Here is a 20,598-nt window from a genome sequence, read left to right as displayed (position 1 = left end):
TGTAGATTCAAAGTCCATAAATCAGTTTTGTATGAAGAGTATTCTTTTATCAGTTTTCCTTTCTGTATGTTTACTTCCATTGTGGGGACAAAGAGATTTTTCTCAGATTGATTCAATCATTAAGAAAATGCTTCCGGAAGCTTCCGAAGTTGGGATATCAGTTTATGACCTGACAGCCGGGACACCATTGTATAATTACCGTGCCAACAAACTCTCCCGTCCTGCTTCTACTATGAAGTTGCTGACAGCTATAACTGCTCTCTCCCGTCCCGAAGCTGACAATCCTTTTTGCACAGAAGTGTGGTATGATGGCGTGATAGAGCATGATACTTTGCAAGGAAATCTATATGTTGTAGGGGGCTTTGATCCTGAATTTGATGAACAAGCAATGGATTCGTTAATAGAAGAAATTATCACCTACCCTTTTTCTGTCATTAACGGACGGGTATATGGAGATGTCTCGATGAAAGATTCTCTTTATTGGGGAAATGGATGGGCTTGGGATGATAATCCGGAAGCTTATCAACCCTATCTCTCACCTTTGATGTTTTGCAAAGGGATTGTTGAAGTGACAGCTGCTCCCGGTGCTCAGCAGGGAGATTCGGCAAAAGTTTCTTGTACTCCGCTTTCTTCTTATTATAAAGTGTTGAATGAGGCAAAAACGCGGACACCATCTGCCGGAAAATTTTCTGTATCAAGAGATTGGTTCACTAATGGGAATAATGTTATTATAAAAGGAAATGTAAGTGCAGTTGGTAAGCAATGGATAAATATCTATGATTCAAAATGTTATTTCATGCATACTTTTCTTGAACGGCTTCAGGAACGTGGAATTATAGCTCCTCAATCTTATGATTTTACGGAACTTCCTCTGGGTGAGGTGCAACAGATGGCATGTTGGGAGACTCCTGTGCAAGATGTATTGAATCAATTAATGAAGGAGAGTGATAATCTGAATGCGGAAGCACTACTTTGCCGGTTGGGTATGCAGGCTGCCAAAAAGAAGTATGTGGCAGCCAATGATGGTATTGAAGAGATAAGACTGTTGATTCAGCAATTGGGGTACGAACCGGAAGATTATAAGATTGTGGATGGATGCGGTTTATCAAATTATAACTACCTCTCTCCTGCCCTACTTGTCGATTTTTTGAAATTTGCCTATTCTCAGACCGATGTTTTCCGGAAGTTATATAAAGCACTTCCTGTAGCCGGGATTGACGGAACATTGCAAAACCGGATGAAAGGGAGCGTTGCTTATAAGAATGTACACGCAAAAACCGGGTCTTTTACAGCGATCAATGCATTGGCCGGATATTTAAAGATGAAGAACGGACATGAAGTTGCTTTTGCCATTATGAATCAGAATGTGCTTTCTGCCGCTACAGCAAGAGCATTTCAAGATAAGGTATGCGAAATTATAATCGGTCGCTGATGATTGAAATTGGTGTGATTTTTCTTTTTTACACTTTTTTTTAAGAAAATCAAGTATTGTTTGAACGTTTATCTTTCTTGCGTGTATGCATTGTCAGAACGGTTCTATTTTTAAAACAATGTTGAATAAAGAAAAAGAGTAAATGATGAAAACTATCAAATATCTGTTGTTTATCTTATTTTGTTGTTGTGGCACATTATCATATTCCCAAGTAACATCTGCCTGTAACAACTCCATTTTATCTCCTGATTCAATCGTTTCAATGATACGTGCTACACGTGATTTGGTGGATCAATATAAGCAGAAAGTAAAAGAAAACCCTAAAGATGAAAGAGCATGGATACAATATTCGGGAGGACTTCAGATTCTTAAAGGAGCTTCATTGCTCCAATCCATGAAACCGTCAGTAAAGTATCCCACCCCCAGTATAGATATACAGAAGGAAGTGGATGAAATGCTGGAGGGTATGAAGCAAAATATACCTAATACTGCTACTTATGAAATAACACGAAACTCCTATATGAAACCGGGGGAAAAGAGAATGCCACTTAATGAAATAATGAAAAAATGGCCTGATGCTGTTTTACACTATCCTACTTATTTTGCAGCATCATTATCGAATAAAGAACGATTGAAAGATATTTGTGTGCGTTGGTATCAGTCCGGTAAGTTTCCTTCCCAGCAATTGAACTTTGCCTACAATGAATTGGCTTCGGCTGAGAAAGATGCCATTATCTTCATGGGTGGTTGTTTTGATTTGTTTGGAATGAGAATGCTTCAAAATGCAAAAGATATGTTTAAGGATAAGAAGATTATTATGTATCCTTTCTTGACCGATTCGATGTCTATAGATAAAGTAACTGAAGAATTGAAGATACCTAAATATAGAAAGGAGAAAAATGATACGATTTCATTCTCTTCTCCTGAAGATTTTGTGAAAAGCTATTCCAGTGACCTTAAAGGCGTGGTTGGGCATATTGCTAAATACACCAAGCGACCTGTATATTTTACTATCACAATGGACGAACTTGCAAAAAGTGCGATTAAAGATAGCTTGCACCCTGAAGGTCTATTGATGAGATATAGATCTAAATCCTATGATAATCTGGCAGTCATGCGACGCAACTTTGAGACTGTATATTTAATGGATTATTTACGTCAGTCTTTTTATCCTGATACATTGGCTGCTACTGCTTTTGATCCGAAAGCGAATGAGGTGCTTGCTCTTTATTATATACCCGCTTTTAAAGCTTTGCTGCAATTCTACAAAGAGTCGGAAGATCAGAATCATTACGACAAGCTGTATTCACTATTACGAACGATCATCGACAATGCCAAGTCTTGTAGCAAAGAGGTTCGTGAGCAGTATCTCAAAAGTATTAATATCTGATTAAGCTGACAGGAAGTATGAAACGATTTATATACTTATTATTCTTTTTCATCACTCCGGCACAAGAGGCGACTGCTCAAGATAAGGAGCCTTTGGAAATATCGTTGATCGGAAGATATCCCGTTCCTTTGGGATTGTCTTGGTATCAGGCTCAGAAAGATGCTTGGGAGGTGGAGTTGAAGAAAGATAAAAGGAATGAAAAGGCATGGGATAACTATGTATATGCTTGTTTTGCGATGTGGCAAACCGGAGAATACATTATACCATTTTTACAGGCGGATGGAGATACTCTGCAAAAAACGAACTATCAGAAGGAATTCCGTTCAGTCGTTAAAAAAATGAAGAAGTATATTCCTGATACTCGTATATACTATCGTTATTTGTTGGTGCAGACAACCGATTTTCAGGAACAGGAACGCATTTATCGGCAGATAATTTCTTTAAAGCGGACTTGTGAACGGGATTATCTGGATGATATGCGGCATTTTTATGATACTCATCAGTTCGAAAAGCTTAAAGAGATAGCTTGTGAATGGTATGAAAGTGGTTTGTATTCTTCCGATCTCCTTTCTTATTGCTACAATGAGTTGGCTGGTTTGGGTAAGAACGCAGTGCTCGTTGTTCAGCCAACTGCGAATTTATTTTATTATTATTTGCTTCAATATAGTTTAGGATTGTTCAAGGATATAGAAATCATATCCTCTGTCGATCTAAGTAATCCCGTGCAAGGAAGGTGGTTCTGGGAGAAGGTGGGAGTAGACCCGAAAATCTTCTCAGAGAGTAAAAAGGAGGCGCCCGGAGCGGAATATTTTCTGGAAAGAGAAAAGCGTCCCGTTTATTTTAGCCAGTTTATGTATGATAAGTATTTGTTAGAAGCATTGAAGGACAAACTGTACCCGGAAGGACTGGTCTTAAAGTATTCATTAAAACCGTATAATAATATGGCGGTTGCAAGAAAGAATTATGAGCAGGTATATTTATTGGACTATTTGCGCCGTCCCTGGTCGGACTATCATCCGGGCATTACGTATTCTATGACTCCCAATTGGAATTACATTATCTCTTTTGCTCCGTTGCTGCAATTCTATCGTACGAGTGGAGACAAAAACCAATATATGAAATTGAAGAGTCTGTTGCAGGGTATTTTGGACCGTACTCACTCCTTTAAGCCAATAACTGCTGATGAGAAGTTGTCAGAAGCTATCATGGCTCGTCAATTGGAGATGAAAGAGAAAGGAGAAGCTGTTGTTAAAATAGTTGATAGAAAGGATGAATTTCAGAAACTAATAGATGGGATTGAACCATGACGTTATTCAGAACTTTCAAACGCAACGAGACAGATGAACAACTCATGGAGCGATTTGCCACCCAAAAGAGTGAAAAAGCTTTTGAGGAGCTTTATGGGCGATATGCTCCCCGGTTGAAGGGATTTTTCATGCGTATGTTCTCCGGCAATGCATCCTTGGCAGATGACTTCCTTCAGGAGTTGTTTCTTCGTATTTATGAAGCAAGAGGCAGTTATCAACAAGGAAAATGTTTTTCTACATGGGTATTTTCTATGGGATACAACCTTTGTAAGAATGAGTACCGTCATCGTGAGATAGTAGAAGAATATATGTCTCAACAGTCTCTTGTGGAAGAAAAAGATTATTGCGTTTCTCCTGAGTTTGAGGCTGTTTATGACCGGCAGGTGTTTAATGAACAATTGAAAAAAATCCTCATAAGTCTGACGGACGAACAGCGGGCGGCATATACTCTTCGATACGAAGAAGAACTTTCAGTGCAGCAGATAGCACAGATTCTGCATTGTCCTGAAGGAACAGTGAAATCCCGCTTATTCTATACATTAAAAATATTACAGCATTCATTATCTAACTATAACCCCCAAACAACTGATTATGAAAAAGGATGATTTAGAAAGATTAGAAGAGTTGCAGGAGATACAGCAGCTAATCCGTTGTATGAAAAAGCAATACGAGCAGGAAAAGGTGGAGCATACTCCTCCACCTTTTTCTTTCGTCATGCAGACTGTCCGAAAGGAGCAATGTTATAAAAAGAGGTTGCGCATTTCTCCTTGGTGGCTGACTGCTGCCTGTCTGTTAGGTTGGATACTCGGTTATGGCTTTTCCGGTGGAAGTGAACCACAACCGGATAGCAAACTGGCTGTCACCGATACAGTAATTGTCGTACACGAGCGGGTAGATACCATCTATCGGGAAGTGAAAACGCAGTCTCCGGAATTTCTGATTGCTAGTCAAAATGCATTAAAACCCGTATCTTCGAAGAAGCCTGTTACTCAGAGTGACAAAGCAACGAAGCAAACAATGCCTGCTATAGTGATACCTGATTTTTTGCAGCAAGAAATGAGTATGCCAGACCCGGAAAGCGATTGTTATGCAGCCAATGGAATGACTGTTGCTGAGGATAATTATCCGATTCATTTGCTGATGACTGCGCAGTCTGAATAAAGTAAATGTAGTCTGATAAATCCAGAGGATTAAGAACAAAATATTTGATATATGGTACAACCATCGGTTTTGTAGGGTGAAACTAATAGTTTGACAGGTGTTTTTTTGACTATCTTTGATGTTTAAACCTAAATTGTAGATTATAAATTCCTCCTCAACTAACCTGATGATACATTTCGTATTCTGAGAGAACTCATGCAAAAGCTAGTTATTATTATAAATTTGCGATGATGGGTGATAGAACCGGTGAATATTAAAAAGTTTATAGATCATCACTCAAATGTCAATGAAAAAAGAGTTTTAGAAGATCGGTAATAGGTTGGTAAATAAAATGAATTTATTTCTCTGGCAAGCACTCTTTTTGTGTTCAATCCGTCCGGCTATAAAAAAAGAAGGCGCTACAAGTCAGTTTCTACTGCTCCTAGCCACCTTCAAGTAATTATGTATATTGATTATACTTCTTATTATTTGCTATAGACTGCCCAATCTGTATTCTTCATATCGCCACTTTTTACAAGTTCGGCGTGCATACCCAACGCAGCTTGAATAGCGTGCGGAGTCTGTGCTTTGGCACCGGCTAGTTTGAGGTAATCCCAAAGCAATTGTTTGTAGTCAGGATGCGCACAGTTTTCAATGATAGCTTGTGCACGTTCTTTTGGACTTTTTCCACGTAGATCGGCAACTCCTTGCTCAGTGATAATGATATTTACAGAGTGTTCACTGTGGTCCATGTGAGAAACCATTGGAACAATTGCACTAATTTTTCCTTCTTTAGCTACTGACGGACAGGTGAAGATAGAAATATAAGCGTTGCGGGTAAAGTCTCCCGAGCCACCAATACCATTCATCATCTTCGTTCCTCCGATATGAGTAGAATTCACGTTACCGTAGAGGTCTACTTCGATAGCCGTATTGATGGAAACAATACCGAGGCGACGAACTACTTCGGGGCTGTTTGAAATTTCCGACGGGCGAAGAACCAGCTTGTCACGGAAGAAATCCATATCGTTGTAAATACCCTCCAGACAGTCATTGGTAACAGTTAGTGAGCAAGCGCTACCAAACTTGATGCGTCCTTCACGGATCAAACCAATTACAGAGTTCTGTATTACTTCAGTGTACATTTCGAAGGGTGGAATCGTTTTGTCACGTCCCAATGCGCCAAGTACAGCATTGGCAATATTTCCCACACCTGACTGTAAAGGCAGGAAGTTTGCAGGAATAATACCGCGTTTCATATCGGCTGCAAGGAAATCGGCAACATTCTGGCCGATCTTGTCAGTCAATGGATCAGCGTCAGCAAAGGAGCGAGCTTCATCCGGCTTATTTGTTTCTACTACACCTACAATCTTTTTAGGATCTACCTGAATATAAGGCAGTCCGATACGGTCACTCGGTTTGTAGATAGGAATTTCACGACGGTAAGGTGGATCAAGTGGCTCATATACGTCATGCAGACCCATACCTGTTTTGCTATGTGTACTGTTTAGCTCTACAATAATCTGGTCTGCCAGGCGGCAAATAGTAGGAGAAATACCACCGGCAGCCGTAAGATAAATCTTTCCATCCGGAGTTAGTTCACAGGCTTCGATGATGGCAACATTTAATTTGCCCATGAAACCGTAACGTACCTCTTGTGCCATTTGTGACAAATGGATATCGTTGTAAGCAATCTCTCCGTTATTCACAGCTTTGCGGAAGTCGGCATTCGTAGTGTAAGGAGCACGGTAACGAATTGCTTTAGCACGTGCCATTACTCCGTCGCAAGATTCTCCCGTAGAGGCTCCGGTGAAGATACCTACTTGAAAAGGATTTCCCTTTGCATGTTCTGCTTCCGCAATTTTAGCAAGTTCGGCTGTAACAGCCTTGGCGGTTCCTGCGGGAGTAAATCCACTTAAACCGATGTTGTAGCCATGTTTGATCAGGCTCGCAGCTTCTGCTGCTGAAATACGATTGAATGACATAATATAGTATAAATTCGTGTTAGATTACAATTAACTTTTATTGGTTTTCACTTTCTCATTAATACTTACGTTGTAATATTTCTCCCCAGATGATAGCACGGCGTGCTTCTTCTGCGGAATGGATGGTAAAATCCTCTTTGCTGTCCGAAAGTTCCTGAGAAACGGGAGATGAAGAAGTATGCGGGATATCCGATTGAGATTCGGCATTTTGTTTTACGACGTTATTTCCAGAGCCGGATTGCAACATATGCTTTTTCTGATTCTTTTGTTTTTGTGAAGAAGAAGTTGATTCTTTCATTTCTGTTGCTGATTGGAAAATGTCTTTTGGCGAAAATATTTTGCCCCACACCTCAGGGATGGGAACAGCATCGGGAACTGTTTCGACAGTAGGTTGCTTGGGAGTACTGGGACGTTGGTCTTCTGTACTTGCAGCTGCTTTTTTCAACGATCTGACTATCGATATAATAATAACACCTCCTAACAAGAGAAATTTAAAAATATCTTCCATAATGTTGCTATTCTAAATAGTTGTTCGCCAAAGGTAAATATAAAATCTGATTCAGGCTAACACTTTGGTATGAAAAAAGGGCAGCTTCACAGCTCCCCTTAATTTTTTTAACCTAAACCTTAACTATGAAAAAATCTAATGTTTCTTTCATTGCACAAATGTGAAAATTAAAATTAAAATTACCAAGTAATAACGCGGAAAATGTTTATTCTATTAACGTTAATTAATCTTTCATTTGCTGAATAACAAGTTTTTGTGCTATTTAAAACAGAAAACAAGAATAAACAGATAATTCTTTGTACGATGCTTATGAGCTTATTACATTTAAGCCATAATCATATTTTTAGATATGATATTTTGCGGATTCGTGTAATTTGCATCTAAAATTCCTACTTTTGGGGCATGGTATTGGTAATTTCCTGTATTTCTTTTAGAGTGAAATTACCCAAGAGCTGCATGACTGTGAAATCATTTTCGGCTGAGTCTACTATCATCACCATTTCGCTTATAAAGTTCCCTTTCTGTTTGACGTAAAAGTTTACTTTAGTCATTCCATCTTTTATTCTCATTAACTCATCATAGTCTTTCTTCATCAATGCGGAAAATTCATTTTTCATGTTTTCTTGTATCTTTTTGTCTTCTGCAGTGATAATGTGCAAAGATTCTATTTTATTTTTCATATTCTTCAGGTTCAACTTTGGAGTATCGACAGAAGGCATCATTTGGAACATTTTCTTTGAGATAAAGACTGATGTTACATTATCCTTATCAGCATACTTGTCGAACAACGTATTTTGGGCGAAACAGAAGTTTACGCAAAACAGAAAAAGGATGGTATATAAATATCTCTTGGTCATATTATTCATTGTTTAATTGTTTATTAAATATTTTATTCATTTTATAAATCTCTCCACTGGTTTTATTGACTTTTGTAATTCCCTTGTTCAGATTTGCCGACATAAGTGCTAATGCATTCTGAGCAGCCATAGCCGCTTCTTGTGGGTCGGTGTATGTATCAACAGGGTGTACGGCAAAAGCGTCTGTCTCTGTGAAAACAAATAGTACGGCACCGAGTATGGCAGCAGCTATTCCTCCCATCCAATAGAACATTTTCCGTCTGGGTAATAATTGTCTATTAGTGCTACTTCTATTGCCTGTCCTCATTTCCTCTTTAGCCAAGAGGTCAATCTTCTGTTCCAGTCTTTCCGATAAGCCGCTTGGTAGTGATGATTCTTCCCGAAGCGCTTTATTTATTAGTTCTTCTATTCTTTTCTCATCCATAACTGTTTGATTTATCAAATTTTTCTCGTATAAATTTTCGTGCCCGAAAGAGCAACGTGCGTATATTTGAAGGGCTCAATCCCGTTATCTGTTCAATTTCCTCGTAAGAGTGATCTTCTATGCTAAATAACCGCAACACTTGTCGCTGGTTAGTTGGCAACAATTCAATTAGTCTTTGGATATGCCGTATGTCATCTCTTTCCTCTTGTTCCTTTTCCGGTGAGGAATCAGATGCTATTATAATTCTTTCCAGCGTCTCCGCTCCTTCGTTATGCCGTGCCTTTGGCGAGCGAAGAAAGTCCAGGCTAAGATTTTTGACTAAAGTAACAGAAAATGCTTCCGGGTTCAATATATTATCCAATTCATTTCGCATATTCCACAGTTTACAGTACGTTTCCTGAAGGATATCTTCCGCATCCGCTTGGTTCTCTACTAAAGCATAGGCAATTCGGAAAAGCTTGTCATGAAACGGAAGAAACCGCTGTTTGAACACCTCAACGTTCATTACTTTTATGCTCACTGATTACTTGCTCCATATTTTTCGGGTCAATATTGCCCTTGATGCGTATGAGCGCATAGTCGTCTCCGGTGGTAAGAACCACCAGTTCCCGAATCTTATTTTTCTTTATTTTAACGAGTATTTTCGTATGAGTGTCATTCTTGTTGGATTTGACCATTGTTTCGTAATCCGCATCTTTCAGGTTCTTGATGGCGGTTTTCAGACGCTCTTTCACATTCTGTCCGCAATCATTGAATTTTAGAATTTCTATCCCGTCTACTCCCATCGTTTCGGTGAATAAACCGGCAAGTTTCATTGTCATTTTATTGATATTTAAAGAGGTGATGTCACTCTCGCTACGGAAGTTGTTGAATAACTGATCCATCTTTTGCTGTCCATAGCTCAGTTGAGTGATAAGGGTAATGGTAACTATCAAAAGTATTTTTCTCATTTTACTTAGTATTTTATGTTAATATCCTAAATTTCTTGATAGCCCTCCTTTGAGCGCCTTATTTGAAGGGCTTTCAGTAAGGAGACGAGATGGGGAGAAGGTTTGTTACAAAATAAATGAAAAAATATGAGTTATCTCCATTATGAGGAAGATAAATAGGAGTTCCTTGCTTCGATTTACTATGAATTTTGGTGTATAAGTCTTGAATTTCAGTTCATTTTTACTATGAATTGAAAGCGAAGCCCTATCTTTGCAGCTAAATTTAAATAAGAATAGCATATGAATGAACTGACGGGAGCGGACTTTAAATCCGCAACTGCTGATGACAACAAGAAGTTGTTTATCGAAACTTACGGCTGCCAGATGAATGTAGCTGACAGTGAGGTGATAGCCTCCGTAATGCAAATGGCGGGTTATTCTGTAGCCCAAGCGCTCGAAGAAGCTGATGCTGTGTTTATGAACACTTGCTCCATTCGTGACAATGCGGAACAGAAGATACTCAATCGTTTGGAATTTTTCCACTCGTTGAAAAAAAAGAAGAAACACCTCATTGTGGGTGTGTTAGGCTGTATGGCGGAGCGAGTGAAAGATGATCTGATAACAAATCACCATGTAGATCTGGTAGTCGGTCCCGATGCCTATCTTACTCTCCCTGATTTGATAGCTGCTGTTGAAGCGGGTGAAAAGGCTATTAATGTTGAGTTATCTACTACTGAAACTTATCGGGATGTGATTCCTTCCCGTATTTGTGGAAATCATATCTCAGGATTTGTTTCTATTATGCGTGGGTGTAATAACTTCTGTACTTATTGCATTGTGCCTTATACACGTGGGCGTGAGCGTAGTCGTGATGTGGAAAGTATCTTAAATGAAGTAACTGATCTGGTGGCGAAAGGTTATAAGGAAGTTACCTTGCTTGGACAAAATGTAAACTCTTACCAATTTGAAAAATCTTCGGGCGAAATTGTGACGTTTCCTATGTTGCTCCGTACTGTAGCCGAAGCAGCTCCGGGAGTTCGCGTTCGTTTCACTACTTCTCATCCGAAGGATATGAGTGACGAAACATTGGAAATAATCGCCCAAATGCCGAATGTCTGCAAACATATCCATTTGCCGGTACAGAGCGGAAGTTCACGTATCTTGAATTTGATGAACCGTAAATATACCCGCGAGTGGTATTTGGAACGGGTGGCGGCTATCAAACGTATCATTCCTGAATGTGGGCTGACCACAGATATTTTTTCCGGTTTTCATTCCGAAACAGAAGAGGATCATCAATTATCTCTTTCTCTAATGGAAGAGTGTGGATATGATGCTGCTTTTATGTTTAAGTATTCCGAACGTCCCGGTACGTATGCTTCCAAGCATCTCGAAGATAATGTCCCCGAAGATGTGAAGGTTCGCCGGTTGAACGAAATTATTGCTCTGCAAAACCGTTTGTCGGCAGAGGCCAACCAGCGGTGTGTAGGAAAGACTTTTGAAGTGTTGGTAGAAGGTGTATCCAAACGTTCGCGAGATCAACTTTTTGGTCGTACTGAGCAGAATCGTGTGGTCGTATTTGACAGAGGTACACATCGTGTCGGTGATTTTGTGAAAGTACGGATCATGGAGGCGAGTTCGGCTACGCTAAAAGGCGAAGAGATATTGTAGAACTTTTCAGGCTTGCTTTCGCAAGTGCCTTTCAAGGGTTCCGGTAGGCTATTATAACCTCTGTTGTCAGGTATTAATAGTCTACTTCTCAGCTATTAATACTTTACTTCTCAACTATTAATAGTCTACATCTTAACTATTAATACCTATGAAATGTGTTTCTATACACTCAATAATCATCTGCAAAAGTTAAGTAATTCAGCAAGTAGTATGTCGAAATTAGTTGTCGATCTGCTTTCTGTTGTGTAGAGTCTGACCAAACACTTTTTCTTCGTTTTAATATCAATAGAAAGTAGATTCTGAACATAGTGAAGGATGACAGGGACTCTTGTATATTATCAATATAATTAGGGTGCATTACTTAAAGAGTAATTGAGAATTAGTGTTTTTTTGATTTGTTTCTTCCGGGTCAATCTTAAATTCGGTATAGGGCTTCTTTTCATTCCACTTACTCTCTGTTCTATTAAAAGTCCTTAAAGAAAGGTTATTACATCACTTTTTATTTGTTTCTTTGCACCAAATTAGGGTATAGTGTTGTCTTACGATTCGGGGCGGCACTTAATTTTGTGCAAAATTAATGGAGAAACTCACTATAAATGCTTGTCCGCTGTGTGGCAGTACGCACTTGAAACGCGTGATGACTTGTACAGATTTTTATGCTTCGGGCGAACAGTTTGAACTGCATTCGTGTGAAGATTGCGGGTTCACTTTCACGCAAGACGCTCCGGTAGAAGCCGAAATTGGCAAGTATTATGAAACTCCCGATTATATCTCTCATACTGATACGCGTAAAGGCGCAATGAATACCGTTTACCATTATGTACGTTCTTATATGCTAGGTCGCAAAGCGCGTCTGGTGGCTAAGGAAGCGCATCGAAAGACGGGGCGTTTGCTTGATATTGGTACGGGAACCGGTTATTTTGCAGATACGATGTCCCGGCGTGGATGGCAAGTGGAAGCGGTGGAAAAAAGTTCTCAGGCACGAGCTTTTGCATTAGAACATTTTGGATTGGAAGTAAAACCTGAGTCCGCTTTGAAAGAATTTGAACCGGGTAGTTTTGATGTGGTTACCCTTTGGCATGTCATGGAGCACTTGGAGGCACTTAATGAAACATGGGAGTTGCTCCATGAGTTGCTGACGGAAAAAGGTCTGCTGATTGTAGCAGTACCCAATTGTTCTTCTTACGATGCCGAGCATTATGGTGAATATTGGGCAGCTTATGATGTTCCACGCCACCTTTGGCACTTTACTCCTGCTACCATCCAACAGTTGGCTTCGCGGCATGGTTTTATCATGGCGGCACGTCATCCGATGCCGTTTGATGCGTTCTATGTATCTATGCTGAGTGAAAAACACCGTGGCAGCTCCTCCGGTTTCCTGAAGGGGATGTATGTGGGAAGCCTGGCTTGGTTAAATTCAATGGCGCGAAAAGAAAGAAGCAGTTCCATGATTTATGTATTTCGGAAAAAAAGATAACGAATGGGAAATAAAAACAGACATAAATCGACATCGCTTTTTGATATGCAGTTTATTACGTCGAGTATCAGTACGACGCTGGTATTGCTGCTGTTGGGATTAGTTGTGTTTTTTGTGCTGACAGCGCATAATCTTTCTGTGTATGTACGCGAGAATATAAGTTTCTCAATTCTTATCAGTGACGATATGAAGGAAAAGGATATTCTGAAACTTCAGAAGAAGCTGAACAAGGAAGATTTTGTGAAGGAGTCCGAATATATTTCAAAGAAACAGGCATTGAAGGAGCAGACCGAAGCAATGGGAACTGACCCTGAAGAGTTTCTAGGTTATAATCCTTTTACGGCTTCTATCGAGATAAAGCTTCACTCCGAATATGCAAACTCGGATAGCATTGCGAAGATCGAAAAGATAATTAAAAAGAATTCCAATATACAAGATGTGCTTTACCGGAAAGAGCTGATTGACTCCGTTAATGAGAATATCCGGAACATCAGTCTCGTGTTGTTGGCATTGGCTGTTGTACTTACGTTCATTTCATTTGCATTGATAAACAATACAATCAGGCTTGCGATTTATTCCAAGCGTTTCCTCATACATACGATGAAGTTGGTTGGGGCCAGTTGGGGATTTATCCGGCGGCCATTCCTGCGAAAAAATGTATGGAGCGGTGTATTTGCAGCTATCATTGCCGATGCCATGCTCATGGGTACTGCCTGTTGGGCGGTGATGTACGAGCCTGAACTGATTCAGATCATTACACCCGAAGTAATGCTGATTGTTTGCGGAAGTGTACTTGCATTTGGAATTATAATAACTTGGTTGTGTGCTTGCATCTCTATCAATAAATATTTGAGGATGAAAGCGAATACGTTGTATTATATTTAACAAGTATCGATTCTTGGATTTTTAATTTATAATGAAATAAGACTATGGCTGACAAGCAAAAATTTGCTTTTGATAAGGTAAACTTTATCTTACTGGCAATAGGGATGGCGGTTGTTATTATCGGATTTCTATTGATGACAGGACCTTCGTCGTCCGAAACGGTTTTTGAACCGGATATTTTTAGTGTACGTAGAATTAAAGTGGCTCCTGTAGTTTGCTTGTTTGGTTTTTTATGGATGATTTACGCCGTGTTGCGCAAGCCAAAAACAAAAGAAGAAATAGAACACAAGGAGGAAATAAAAGACGAAGTAGAATAGTAGAATGGGAGATCTGACAACATTAGAGGCAATTATTATTGCCATTGTAGAGGGATTGACGGAGTTTTTACCTGTCTCTTCTACAGGACACATGATTATTACGCAAAACATACTGGGAGTAGAAAGTACTGAGTTTGTTAAAGCATTTACTGTTATTATTCAATTTGGAGCGATTCTTTCCGTAGTATGTTTATACTGGAAACGTTTTTTCCGTTTGAATCATACTCCTGCACCCGAAGGAGCTTCGGTTTTGAAACGCTTTCTTCATAAATTTGATTTCTATTGGAAGTTGTTCGTTGCCTTTATTCCGGCTGCCATACTTGGATTCCTTTTTAGTGACCAAATTGATGCAATGCTGGAAAGTGTAACAGTAGTAGCTGTAATGCTTGTTGTAGGAGGCATATTTATGCTTTTCTGTGATAAGATATTCTCTCATGGAAGCGAAGACACAGTATTAACTGATAAAAAAGCCTTTAATATCGGTTTGTTTCAGTGTATTGCCATGATACCCGGAGTATCCCGTTCTATGGCTACAATCGTAGGTGGTATGGCACAAAAAATGACACGGAAAGCAGCTGCTGAGTTTTCTTTCTTTCTGGCTGTCCCTACTATGCTTGCTGCTACAGGATATAAGATGCTCAAACTCTTCCTTGATGGAGGTAAGGAGATTCTCTTGGACAATATGGGTTCGTTGATTATTGGAAATGTTGTAGCATTTCTTGTGGCATTACTTGCTATTAAGTTCTTCATACGCTTTGTAACAAAGTACGGCTTCCGGGCTTTTGGCTGGTATCGTATTATCGTCGGAGGAATAATTCTGATAATGTTACTGACTGGGCATGAACTGAAGATAATGTAATGCGTTTATTATGAGATTTAAAAAAGGAGAAGTATTATTTTTCAATAAACCTCTCGGCTGGACTTCATTTAAAGTTGTCGGTCATATCCGATACCATATCTGTCGCCGGATGGGAGTAAAGAAACTGAAAGTCGGTCATGCCGGAACACTCGATCCTCTTGCAACGGGAGTGATGATTGTTTGTACCGGAAAGGCTACGAAACGGATAGAAGAGTTTCAATATCATACAAAAGAGTATATTGCTACGCTCCGGTTGGGAGCTACTACTCCGTCGTATGACTTGGAGCATGAGATAGATGCCACTTACCCTACGGCGCATATCACACGGGAGAAAGTGGAGGAAGTATTGACGCATTTTATCGGTGCTATTGAGCAGATACCCCCTGCCTTTTCCGCCTGTATGGTAGATGGTAAACGTGCTTATGAGTTGGCACGTAAAGGAGAAGAAGTGGAGTTGAAGCCAAAACAATTGGTGATTGACGAGATAGAACTGCTGGAATGCCGTTTAGATGATTCTGAACCAATGATTCAGATTCGAGTGGTATGTAGTAAAGGTACTTATATCCGTGCTTTGGCACGTGATATCGGTGAGGCGCTCCAAAGCGGAGCCCATTTGACAGGATTGATCCGTACTCGTGTCGGTGATGTCCGGTTGGAAGACTGTCTGGACCCGGAACACTTTAAAGAGTGGATTGACCAGCAGGAAATAGAAAATGAAGAAGAAAATAATTAACGTAATAAAGAATAGATATGAAACTATCACAATTCAAATTTAAGTTACCCGAGGATAAAATCGCTTTGCATCCTATGAAGTATAGAGATGAGTCGCGCTTGATGGTGTTACACCGTCGTACTGGTGAGATTGAACACAAAATGTTCAAGGATGTTCTGAACTATTTCGATGATAAAGACGTATTTATATTCAACGACACAAAGGTATTTCCTGCCCGTTTGTATGGTAACAAGGAGAAGACAGGTGCTCGTATCGAAGTATTCTTGTTACGTGAGCTGAATGAAGATCTTCGCTTGTGGGATGTATTGGTAGATCCTGCACGTAAAATCCGTATTGGTAACAAACTGTATTTCGGCGAAGATGATTCTATGGTAGCCGAAGTAATTGATAATACAACTTCACGCGGTCGTACGCTCCGCTTCCTTTATGACGGACCTCACGATGAGTTCAAAAAAGCATTGTATGCATTGGGTGAAACTCCTCTGCCCCACTCCATTATCAACCGTCCGGTAGAACCGGAAGATGCGGAACGGTTCCAGTCTATTTTTGCCAAAAATGAAGGTGCGGTAACTGCTCCAACAGCCAGCTTGCACTTTAGCCGTGAGTTGTTAAAGCGATTGGAAATAAAAGGTGTTGATTTTGCTTACATTACCTTGCATGCAGGGTTGGGCAATTTCCGTGATATTGACGTGGAAGACCTGACAAAGCATAAGATGGACTCTGAACAAATGCTTGTTGATGAAAAGGCAGTAAATGCAGTGAATTGCGCCAAAGATAACGGTAAGAATGTATGTGCCGTAGGTACAACAGTGATGCGTGCCATTGAAAGTGCAGTGAGCACAGACGGGCATCTGAAAGAATTTGAAGGCTGGACAAATAAGTTTATCTTCCCTCCATATGATTTCACTGTAGCTAACTCGATGATTTCTAATTTCCATATGCCGCTTTCTACTTTGCTGATGATTGTAGCTGCTTTTGGAGGCTATGATCAGGTAATGGACGCTTATCATCTGGCATTGAAGGAAGGATACCGTTTTGGTACATATGGTGATGCCATGTTGATTTTGGATAAATAAAGAACAAGAATTATACGATGAAAATTTGTCCTGAATGTCGCGAAGAAGTAGAAGATAACTTCGATATCTGCTGGAATTGCAATTATAGCTTTCCGGATGGGATGGTTTTGGATATGGCCGGCGATAATGAAGAAAGACAGTTTGTTGATAATGGCGAACGTTCAATTGATTGTTTGCGTTGTCATGTCAAAATGCGTTATTCAGGTGAGTATAAATTTCATGAAGGTATGAACTCCGGTTTGTTTGGAAACTTTTTCGAACTATTTCAGAATCGTGAAGCATTTCACTTGTACGTCTGTCCTCAGTGTGGTAAAGTAGAATTTTTCATGCCTATGGATAAGGAGTACTTTGTAGAGCCATTTCGTACTGAAAAAAGGTAAGTACGCGATGTCGATGGTTTATCTGGGACTTGGCACAAACTTGGGAGATAAAGAACAAAATCTCAGGGCTGCCGTACAAAAAATAGAAGAGCGGATAGGGAAGGTGATTTCCCTGTCTGCTTTTTATATTACTGCTCCTTGGGGATTTGCTTCTGATAATAGTTTCCTGAATGCAGCCGCCTGTGTGAATACAGATTTATCTCCCTTGGATGTATTACAAGAGACGCAAAGAATAGAATCTGAATTGGGGCGTACACATAAATCCGTTCATGGTGCTTACAGTGACAGAGTAATTGATATAGACCTGTTGCTTTATAATGATCTGATTCTTTCTGTTACCTCTTCTTCAGGTGCGGAATTGAATCTCCCCCACCCTTTAATGGCGAAACGTGATTTCGTAATCCGTCCTTTAGCAGAAATTGCACCTGAACTGATACATCCGGTTTTGGGAAAGACTATAAAAGAACTTTTACAAGAGCTTTAAAAGTATATTAAGTATATGCTATAAATAGTGACTGTATTCAATTGGTAACTTATATTAACCGGATGCCGTCACTATTTATCTTTATAGCTTTTATTCTTTTTCATTTTGCCTGCAATGAATCGTGGCAAGTATGCGATGCACCCAATCAGCACTGCGTACAACAAGTGAATGTCTTGAAATTCAATGTGCCTAAAATGGCAGACAATCGCATAGATGGCGATAGTAAATCCGATATAGAGTGCCAGAACAAATATCGTTTTTAATTTTTCATTGATGATCATGTAGAGTCTTAACTTTTTTGTTTTCTATAAAACAGATAATAATTGCTCCAATCAATTCTCCTGTAAAACTACGGATGAATATTGTGATAAAATTCAAGTGTATATTTCATATTCATTCTTGAATTTTATGTTAAACAATGCCCAAAGGTAAGAATAATATTCGAATAATACTTATCTTTGTACCCGATAATGAAAGTGTGGATAGATTTGAGCAGCTTGCAACCACGGAAAAAAATGCTAAAACACATTTTGTTGATGCCTATCTCTTTCCGGCACAACTTTGCAGCAGGCTCCTTTCTCTCCTTCCCTTTCTAATTTTTAATTCTCAATTTTTAATTCTTAATTTAAGAAAGATGGGATATTTATTTACATCCGAATCGGTGTCAGAAGGACACCCCGACAAGGTAGCCGATCAAATATCGGATGCCGTACTTGACAAACTGTTGGCTTACGACCCCAGTTCGAAAGTAGCTTGCGAAACACTGGTAACTACCGGACAAGTGGTACTAGCGGGTGAGGTGAAAACAAAGGCGTACGTTGATCTTCAACTCATCGCACGTGAAGTAATTAAGAAAATCGGTTATACCAAAGGAGAGTACATGTTCGAAAGTAATTCCTGCGGTGTACTTTCCGCTATTCATGAGCAAAGCCCCGATATCAATCGTGGTGTAGAACGTCAAGACCCTATGGAACAGGGGGCAGGCGACCAGGGAATGATGTTTGGCTATGCAACGAATGAAACGGAAAATTATATGCCGCTTTCTCTTGATTTGGCACACCGTATTCTACAAGTACTAGCTGATATCCGTCGTGAAGGCAACGTAATGACTTACCTTCGTCCCGATGCTAAAAGCCAGGTGACCATTGAATATGATGATAATGGAACACCTGTACGCATCGATACAATTGTAGTTTCTACACAGCACGATGACTTTATTCAGCCCGCTGATGATTCCGATGCCGCTCAACTGAAGGCTGACGAAGAAATGCTGGAGATTATTCGTAAAGACGTGATCGAAATCCTGATGCCGCGTGTCATTGCTTCGATTCATCATGATAAAGTGTTGGCACTGTTTAATGACCGTATTATCTATCATGTAAATCCGACAGGTAAGTTCGTGATCGGCGGACCGCACGGAGATACAGGTCTGACAGGACGTAAGATTATTGTAGATACATACGGTGGTAAAGGTGCTCATGGCGGTGGAGCTTTCTCCGGGAAAGATCCTAGCAAGGTAGACCGCAGCGCTGCTTATGCAGCCCGTCACATTGCAAAAAACATGGTTGCCGCAGGTGTAGCAGACGAAATGTTGGTGCAGGTTTCCTATGCTATCGGTGTAGCACGCCCGATCAATATTTATGTGAATACTTACGGACGTGGTCACGTGAGCATGACCGACGGTGAAATAGCACGCGTTATCGACCAACTGTTCGATCTTCGTCCGAAAGCAATTGAGGAACGTTTGAAACTTCGTAATCCGATTTATCAGGAGACTGCCGCTTATGGTCACATGGGACGTGAACCTCAAGTGGTATCAAAGACTTTCTTCTCTCGTTACGAAGGTGACAAGACCATAGAAGTAGAACTGTTTACGTGGGAAAAACTCGATTACGTAGATAAGATTAAGGCAGCTTTCGGTCTGTAAGCCGGATAAAACCCAATAGGAAGGTCGCCCATTTTCGGTCTGCGCATGATTTTTGCAGTCACGAGAGGGCGACCTTTATTATTTTTTCCTAATTTTGCACTCACAACCGTAAACCCGTAAATAGTAATGAATCAGATACATTCCGTATGCGTGTACAGCGCTTCCAGTACAAAGATAGATCCTGTATATTTTGAAGCAGCCGAACAACTTGGGCGTTTGTTTGCCGAACGTCATATTCGTTTAGTCAATGGTGCGGGGAGTATCGGATTGATGCGTTCTGTAGCAGATGCAGTACTTAGTAATGGCGGAGAGGTGACTGGTGTCATTCCTCATTTCATGGTAGAACAAAACTGGCAACATACGGGACTTACGGAATTGATAGAAGTTGCTTCTATGCACGAGCGTAAGCAGAAGATGGCAGATCTGAGTGATGCAGTCATTGCCATGCCCGGAGGTTGCGGGACGTTGGAAGAACTGCTCGAAGTAATTACCTGGAAACAGCTTGGACTGTATTTGAATCCGATTGTGATTCTAAATGTCAATGGATTCTTCGATCCTTTGCTTGGTATGCTTGGTAGAGCGATTGACGAGAACTTCATGCGTCGCCGGCATGGTGATATTTGGAAAGTAGCCAATACCCCCGCAGAAGCGATAGAACTTCTTTATACCACTCCTGTCTGGGATACCTCTATTCGTAAATTTGCAGCGATATGAGGCCCGGAACATTAATACATTCTACAGATACAATCATACATTTGCCAAACGATTCGCTACAAGCGGATACGACGGCTACTATGTTGCTGAGAGATACTACATC

Annotated in this window: 23 protein-coding genes; 16 read left to right on the top strand and 7 right to left on the bottom strand. The window is 40.2% G+C overall.

Annotation, left to right across the window (positions count from 1 at the left end):
• The first annotated feature begins 31 nt into the window (after positions 1 to 31).
• The 5 genes from dacB to PHO71_RS01135 all read left to right on the top strand — a co-directional run bounded on the left by dacB (position 32) and on the right by PHO71_RS01135 (position 5,290).
• Positions 32 to 1,432, top strand: a complete 1,401-nt coding sequence (gene dacB / locus PHO71_RS01155; RefSeq protein ID WP_300197664.1) for a D-alanyl-D-alanine carboxypeptidase/D-alanyl-D-alanine-endopeptidase — start codon at positions 32 to 34, stop codon at positions 1,430 to 1,432.
• 142 nt (positions 1,433 to 1,574) lie between these two features.
• Positions 1,575 to 2,822, top strand: a complete 1,248-nt coding sequence (locus tag PHO71_RS01150) for a hypothetical protein (protein ID WP_300197661.1) — start codon at positions 1,575 to 1,577, stop codon at positions 2,820 to 2,822.
• A 17-nt stretch (positions 2,823 to 2,839) separates the two neighbouring features.
• On the top strand, positions 2,840 to 4,129 hold the full coding sequence (locus tag PHO71_RS01145) for a hypothetical protein (RefSeq protein WP_300197659.1): 1,290 nt from the start codon (positions 2,840 to 2,842) through the stop codon (positions 4,127 to 4,129).
• Complete coding sequence (locus PHO71_RS01140; protein WP_300197656.1) at positions 4,126 to 4,734, top strand: RNA polymerase sigma factor; 609 nt, start codon at positions 4,126 to 4,128, stop codon at positions 4,732 to 4,734. The genes PHO71_RS01145 and PHO71_RS01140 overlap by 4 nt, the downstream gene beginning before the upstream one ends.
• On the top strand, positions 4,721 to 5,290 hold the full coding sequence (locus PHO71_RS01135; protein ID WP_300197653.1) for a hypothetical protein: 570 nt from the start codon (positions 4,721 to 4,723) through the stop codon (positions 5,288 to 5,290). Before PHO71_RS01140 ends, PHO71_RS01135 begins: the two co-directional genes overlap by 14 nt.
• A gap of 464 nt (positions 5,291 to 5,754) precedes the next feature.
• Here PHO71_RS01135 and PHO71_RS01130 read toward each other — a convergent pair whose 3' ends face one another.
• From PHO71_RS01130 to PHO71_RS01105, 6 genes are all read right to left on the bottom strand, one after another.
• Complete coding sequence (locus PHO71_RS01130) at positions 5,755 to 7,254, bottom strand: acetyl-CoA hydrolase/transferase family protein (RefSeq protein ID WP_300197650.1); 1,500 nt, start codon at positions 7,252 to 7,254, stop codon at positions 5,755 to 5,757.
• 58 nt (positions 7,255 to 7,312) lie between these two features.
• Positions 7,313 to 7,762, bottom strand: a complete 450-nt coding sequence (locus PHO71_RS01125; RefSeq protein WP_300197647.1) for a ferrichrome ABC transporter substrate-binding protein — start codon at positions 7,760 to 7,762, stop codon at positions 7,313 to 7,315.
• A 389-nt stretch (positions 7,763 to 8,151) separates the two neighbouring features.
• Complete coding sequence (locus PHO71_RS01120; protein WP_300197644.1) at positions 8,152 to 8,619, bottom strand: DUF4252 domain-containing protein; 468 nt, start codon at positions 8,617 to 8,619, stop codon at positions 8,152 to 8,154.
• A 1-nt stretch (position 8,620) separates the two neighbouring features.
• A complete protein-coding gene (locus PHO71_RS01115; RefSeq protein WP_300197642.1) occupies positions 8,621 to 9,043 on the bottom strand; it encodes a hypothetical protein in 423 nt (140 codons plus the stop codon).
• Positions 9,036 to 9,548: an RNA polymerase sigma factor gene (locus tag PHO71_RS01110; RefSeq protein WP_300197639.1), complete on the bottom strand. Its 513-nt coding sequence runs from the start codon at positions 9,546 to 9,548 to the stop codon at positions 9,036 to 9,038. The genes PHO71_RS01115 and PHO71_RS01110 overlap by 8 nt, the downstream gene beginning before the upstream one ends.
• Positions 9,538 to 9,993 carry a DUF4252 domain-containing protein gene (locus PHO71_RS01105; RefSeq protein WP_300197636.1) on the bottom strand — a complete coding sequence of 152 codons (456 nt, stop codon included), beginning with the start codon at positions 9,991 to 9,993 and terminating at the stop codon, positions 9,538 to 9,540. The genes PHO71_RS01110 and PHO71_RS01105 overlap by 11 nt, the downstream gene beginning before the upstream one ends.
• A gap of 279 nt (positions 9,994 to 10,272) precedes the next feature.
• On the opposite strand from PHO71_RS01105, the gene miaB reads away from it, so the two are divergent.
• The 9 genes from miaB (at position 10,273) to folK (ending at position 17,854) form a co-directional block, all read left to right on the top strand.
• Complete coding sequence (gene miaB / locus PHO71_RS01100) at positions 10,273 to 11,643, top strand: tRNA (N6-isopentenyl adenosine(37)-C2)-methylthiotransferase MiaB (RefSeq protein WP_300197633.1); 1,371 nt, start codon at positions 10,273 to 10,275, stop codon at positions 11,641 to 11,643.
• A 577-nt stretch (positions 11,644 to 12,220) separates the two neighbouring features.
• Positions 12,221 to 13,120 (top strand): class I SAM-dependent methyltransferase, encoded by a 900-nt coding sequence (locus PHO71_RS01095; protein WP_300197630.1) that lies wholly within the window; start codon positions 12,221 to 12,223, stop codon positions 13,118 to 13,120.
• 3 nt (positions 13,121 to 13,123) lie between these two features.
• The gene (locus PHO71_RS01090; protein ID WP_300197627.1) at positions 13,124 to 14,005 is read left to right on the top strand and encodes an ABC transporter permease; all 882 of its coding nucleotides are present in this window, start codon (positions 13,124 to 13,126) and stop codon (positions 14,003 to 14,005) included.
• 44 nt (positions 14,006 to 14,049) lie between these two features.
• Positions 14,050 to 14,322, top strand: a complete 273-nt coding sequence (locus PHO71_RS01085) for a DUF3098 domain-containing protein (protein ID WP_300197624.1) — start codon at positions 14,050 to 14,052, stop codon at positions 14,320 to 14,322.
• A 4-nt stretch (positions 14,323 to 14,326) separates the two neighbouring features.
• The gene (locus PHO71_RS01080; RefSeq protein ID WP_300197621.1) at positions 14,327 to 15,181 is read left to right on the top strand and encodes an undecaprenyl-diphosphate phosphatase; all 855 of its coding nucleotides are present in this window, start codon (positions 14,327 to 14,329) and stop codon (positions 15,179 to 15,181) included.
• Between the two features lie 10 nt (positions 15,182 to 15,191).
• Positions 15,192 to 15,914, top strand: a complete 723-nt coding sequence (gene truB / locus PHO71_RS01075; RefSeq protein WP_300197618.1) for a tRNA pseudouridine(55) synthase TruB — start codon at positions 15,192 to 15,194, stop codon at positions 15,912 to 15,914.
• Between the two features lie 17 nt (positions 15,915 to 15,931).
• Positions 15,932 to 16,990 (top strand): tRNA preQ1(34) S-adenosylmethionine ribosyltransferase-isomerase QueA, encoded by a 1,059-nt coding sequence (gene queA, locus PHO71_RS01070; RefSeq protein ID WP_300197616.1) that lies wholly within the window; start codon positions 15,932 to 15,934, stop codon positions 16,988 to 16,990.
• A gap of 17 nt (positions 16,991 to 17,007) precedes the next feature.
• Positions 17,008 to 17,370 (top strand): hypothetical protein, encoded by a 363-nt coding sequence (locus tag PHO71_RS01065; protein WP_300197613.1) that lies wholly within the window; start codon positions 17,008 to 17,010, stop codon positions 17,368 to 17,370.
• A gap of 7 nt (positions 17,371 to 17,377) precedes the next feature.
• Entirely contained in the window at positions 17,378 to 17,854 is a 477-nt protein-coding gene (gene folK / locus PHO71_RS01060) for a 2-amino-4-hydroxy-6-hydroxymethyldihydropteridine diphosphokinase (protein WP_300197610.1), read from the top strand.
• A gap of 71 nt (positions 17,855 to 17,925) precedes the next feature.
• Here the strand turns inward: folK and PHO71_RS01055 are convergent, their stop codons facing one another.
• Entirely contained in the window at positions 17,926 to 18,135 is a 210-nt protein-coding gene (locus tag PHO71_RS01055) for a hypothetical protein (protein ID WP_300197607.1), read from the bottom strand.
• Between the two features lie 353 nt (positions 18,136 to 18,488).
• On the opposite strand from PHO71_RS01055, the gene metK reads away from it, so the two are divergent.
• Both metK and PHO71_RS01045 read left to right on the top strand, forming a co-directional pair.
• Positions 18,489 to 19,781: a methionine adenosyltransferase gene (gene metK / locus PHO71_RS01050; RefSeq protein WP_300197604.1), complete on the top strand. Its 1,293-nt coding sequence runs from the start codon at positions 18,489 to 18,491 to the stop codon at positions 19,779 to 19,781.
• Positions 19,782 to 19,907: 126 nt separating this feature from the next.
• Entirely contained in the window at positions 19,908 to 20,495 is a 588-nt protein-coding gene (locus tag PHO71_RS01045) for a TIGR00730 family Rossman fold protein (protein WP_300197601.1), read from the top strand.
• Positions 20,496 to 20,598 lie beyond the last annotated feature (103 nt).

The sequence above is a fragment of the Bacteroides sp. genome (assembly GCF_028690125.1).
GTDB lineage: Bacteria > Bacteroidota > Bacteroidia > Bacteroidales > Bacteroidaceae > Bacteroides.
The sequence above is the reverse complement of the archived record's forward strand: the minus strand, read 5'-3'. Positions and strand labels throughout refer to the sequence as shown.